The following is a 3323-nucleotide window of genomic DNA, read 5'->3' as shown; positions in this document are numbered from 1 at the left end:
TACTGGAACATCTCTACAAGTGGGATAATTTTAGAAACCTCGCCGGTGGAGAAACTGCGGGAAGAGGCTGGATAAAAAGCATAAACAACGCAAGAAAGGATATCTTGGCGGAGTTTAAGAAGTATCCAAGTCTGAGGAATAAGCTTCCTAAGGAAATAGACAAGGCATGGATAGATGCGGTGAGAAACTTAGAAAGATGGCTTGAAGACAACGGTTATGAGCCAGAGGAGTTTAATATTCCAGAGGAATGTCCCTATACTTATGAGGAAGCCATGACAAGGGACTTGAGAAAGGAGCTATGAGGATATTTTTATTACTTTTGGAGGTGTTTTTTATGGCAACAGTGGTTTTTGCTGGAGAGCTAAGGACTTATAAACTCCCTAACGGTGCAAAGTTAGTGGTAAATAAGAGAGAGGATACAGAAGCGGTAGCCTTGCACGTGTGGTTCAAGGTTGGCTCTGCCTACGAGGACTATCAGCAAAAGGGTATGGCTCACTTTTTGGAGCATATGCTCTTTAACGGCTCGGAGAAGTATCCATACGGACAGATAGACTACATTATAGAAAGTCTTGGTGGAAACCTTAACGCCGGCACTTCAAAGGATTATACCTTTTACCACATAACTATAGCAAAGCCCTATTGGAAACAAGCCCTTGAAGTGCTCTATCAGTTAACTCAAAAGCCTCTGCTTTTGGAAGATATGGTGGAAAAGGAAAAGCCCATTGTTATAGAGGAGCTAAGGCGTGGAAAGGACAATCCTACTACAGTCCTGTGGGAAGAGTTTGAAAAGGTCTTTTACAAGGTCTCTCCATACAGACATCCCATTATAGGCTACGAGGAAACCATTCAGAAGTTTACAAGAGATATGCTCCTCGAGTTTTATAGGAACTTCTACCAGCCAAGGAATATGTTTGTGGTGGTGGTGGGAGATGTGGAGCCGGAGGAGGTCTACAAGGAAGTGTTGGAAACCTTTGGAAAAGAAGAAGGTAAGCCTGTGCCAAAGGTGGAGATATTGCCAGAACCGGAGCAGTTGGAAAACCGTTCAAAGACCATAAGGGACAAAAGGGTGGAAAGGACCTATTGGCTCATAGGTTGGAGAGCTCCTGCCATAGGCACAAAGGAATACTACGCCCTTGCAGTGCTTGACCAAATATTGGGAAATGGTAGGACTTCTCTCTTTTATAGGGAGTTAAGGGAAAAGGGTCTTGTTTACAGCGTATCTACAGGAGACTTTGGAAGACCAAGGGATAACCTATTTTTCATTTACGCTACCTTAGACCAAGATAGGTTGGAGAAAGTAAAGGCAAAAGTCTTTGAGCTTATGAGGTCTCTCAAAGAAACTTTGACAGAAGAGGAGGTTCAAAAGGCAAAGGAAAGGCTCATAAATTCAGAAGCCTTTGCCCTTGAGAGGGTAGAAAGGGATGCCTTTTATATTGGTTATTCTCTTACCGTTGTAGGTCTGCTGGACTATTACAAATACTTTGACAACAACATAAGAAGCGTGCGTCGTGAGGATGTGTTAAGGGTTCTTGAGAAATACATCCTTAGCAAGCCTTACAGTGAAGTTATTATGGTGCCAGAGAGATGAGGTTTATAATACTTTTGCTTTTTTTGCTTAGTCTTTCCTTTGGAGGTGCAAGGGTGCAGGAACACATTTTGGAAAATGGAGTAAAGCTGATAACAAAGGAAACAAAGGGAAGAGGTATAGTTTCTGGTGTGATATTTATAAGGTCTGGGACGCATGGGGAGAAAAGGAGAGGGCTTACAAACCTTACCGCCTTGCTCCTTACAAAAGGCACAAAGACCTATAGCTCTTACCAGATAGCAAGCGCCTTTGAGGACTATGGAGGTAGCATATACGCCTCTGCCAGCGATGATTATGTGGAGATAGGCTTTTCCACTAAGGTGGAGGGTCTAAAGGAGGGTCTAAGAGTCATAAGGAGTATGCTCCTTGAGCCACTCTTTTCTGAAGAAGACCTTGAGAGGGAAAGACGAAACGTGCTACAGGCTATAAGGGCGAGAAGAGAAAGGGGGCAAGAGCTTGCGGTGGACGCTCTGCGAAGAATTACCTACAAGGGTTCTAACTACGAGGTTTTTCCTCTTGGTCTTGAGGAAGATGTAAAGGCTATAAGCAGGGAAGATGTGATAAACAGGTGGCAGGAAATACTGCGTTCTAAAAATGTGGTGGTAAGTCTTGTGGGAGATTTTAAGACAGAGCAGGTTTTACCTATGCTTAGAGAGGTTTTTTCTGAAATTCCTGAGGGAGAGTATCCACTAAATCCTGTGGATGTGCCTATGAGGGAAGACCTATTAGAAAGGGTGAAAAGACCGGGCTCTCAAGCTACGGTGCTCTGTGCCTTTGACGCTCCTGAGTTTAAGGGAAGAGAATACTTTGCCTTTAAGGTGTTGGATGCTGTGCTTGGAGATGGTATGACCTCAAAGCTCTTTAAGGAACTTAGAGAAAAAAGGGGCTACGCCTATGCGGTCTATTCCACATATCCCACTCGCCTTTCCTCTCCAAGGCTAATAGCCTATATAGGCACTTCTCCTGAGAAAAAGGAAGATGCTCTTAGAGACTTGGTGGAAGTGATAAAGAATAGTGAAATAACGCCAGAGGATGTGGAGCTTGCCAAAAATAAGATAGTGGGAAACTTTTTGTTGGCTCGCCAAACGAGGGCAAGACAGGCATGGTATTTAGGCTTTTTTGAGGTAATGGGCTTTGGCTGGAGGATGGACTCAGAGTATGTGGACAAAATAAGGTCGGTGAGTTTTGAAGAGGTGCAAGCCTTAAGAGAAAAATACCTTAAAATACATCACTGCGTGGTGGTGGAACCCTAATGGGAGACTTTACAAAGGCTGGACTTGACAGAGGAGACCTGCAGAAGGAGCTGGAGCATGTTTTAATATCTGCAAAAATGCTTTACAGAACCTACTTGGCAGGCATAGAAGACCTCACAGAAGAAGAGCTTAGCTACGACCTTATAGAATACAAAGACCAGCTTGAGAGGGTAATCATTCCCTTAGTCAAAAGGGCGGAAGCGGAAGGGGATGTAAAGCTTGTGGATATGGCTTACGAAATTAGATATACCTACGAGAAGCTCTTAGAGCTCATTCAACAGAAGCTAAAAACCTCTTGAGCTTTTCTATGGCATTAGCCTTTATTTGAGAAACCCTTGCCATAGACACGCCTAAAAGCCCTGCCACCTCTTTTAGTGGTAGCTCCTCGTAATAGAGAAGCTGTAAAACCAACTTTTCTCTGTAGTCAAGAGTCTTTGCGACTAGTCTCCGAAAAATTACGAACTCACAAACAAAAGCTATAATAT

At 43.5% G+C, this 3323-nt stretch carries 5 protein-coding genes; 4 read left to right on the top strand and 1 reads right to left on the bottom strand.

Translation table 11 applies throughout. The features are described 5' to 3' along the window. The 4 genes from WKI49_05560 to WKI49_05545 form a co-directional block, all read left to right on the top strand. Positions 1–302, top strand: a 302-nt coding sequence (locus tag WKI49_05560; GenBank protein ID MEJ7621957.1) for a DUF29 family protein, incomplete at its 5' end; no start/stop codon positions are given. Positions 303–334: 32 nt separating this feature from the next. Continuing rightward, a complete protein-coding gene (locus WKI49_05555; protein MEJ7621956.1) occupies positions 335–1588 on the top strand; it encodes a pitrilysin family protein in 1254 nt (417 codons plus the stop codon). Further along, positions 1585–2838 (top strand): pitrilysin family protein, encoded by a 1254-nt coding sequence (locus WKI49_05550; protein MEJ7621955.1) that lies wholly within the window; start codon positions 1585–1587, stop codon positions 2836–2838. Before WKI49_05555 ends, WKI49_05550 begins: the two co-directional genes overlap by 4 nt. Continuing rightward, positions 2838–3137, top strand: a complete 300-nt coding sequence (locus tag WKI49_05545) for a hypothetical protein (GenBank protein MEJ7621954.1) — start codon at positions 2838–2840, stop codon at positions 3135–3137. Before WKI49_05550 ends, WKI49_05545 begins: the two co-directional genes overlap by 1 nt. Here WKI49_05545 and WKI49_05540 read toward each other — a convergent pair. Then, positions 3109–3323, bottom strand: a 215-nt coding sequence (locus WKI49_05540; GenBank protein MEJ7621953.1) for a sigma-70 family RNA polymerase sigma factor, incomplete at its 5' end; no start/stop codon positions are given. The genes WKI49_05545 and WKI49_05540 overlap by 29 nt on opposite strands.

It is taken from the genome of Aquificaceae bacterium, from assembly GCA_037722135.1.
GTDB classification, from domain to species: domain Bacteria; phylum Aquificota; class Aquificia; order Aquificales; family Aquificaceae; genus Pampinifervens; species Pampinifervens sericum.
Note: the sequence above shows the minus strand (reverse complement) of the source record. Positions and strands in the feature narration are given on the sequence as shown.

Coding starts and splice junctions, on each gene's coding strand:
- WKI49_05555 (MEJ7621956.1), top strand. CDS start 335: ATGGCAACAGTGGTTTTTGCTGGAGAGCTAAGGACTTATAAACTCCCT.
- WKI49_05550 (MEJ7621955.1), top strand. CDS start 1,585: ATGAGGTTTATAATACTTTTGCTTTTTTTGCTTAGTCTTTCCTTTGGA.
- WKI49_05545 (MEJ7621954.1), top strand. CDS start 2,838: ATGGGAGACTTTACAAAGGCTGGACTTGACAGAGGAGACCTGCAGAAG.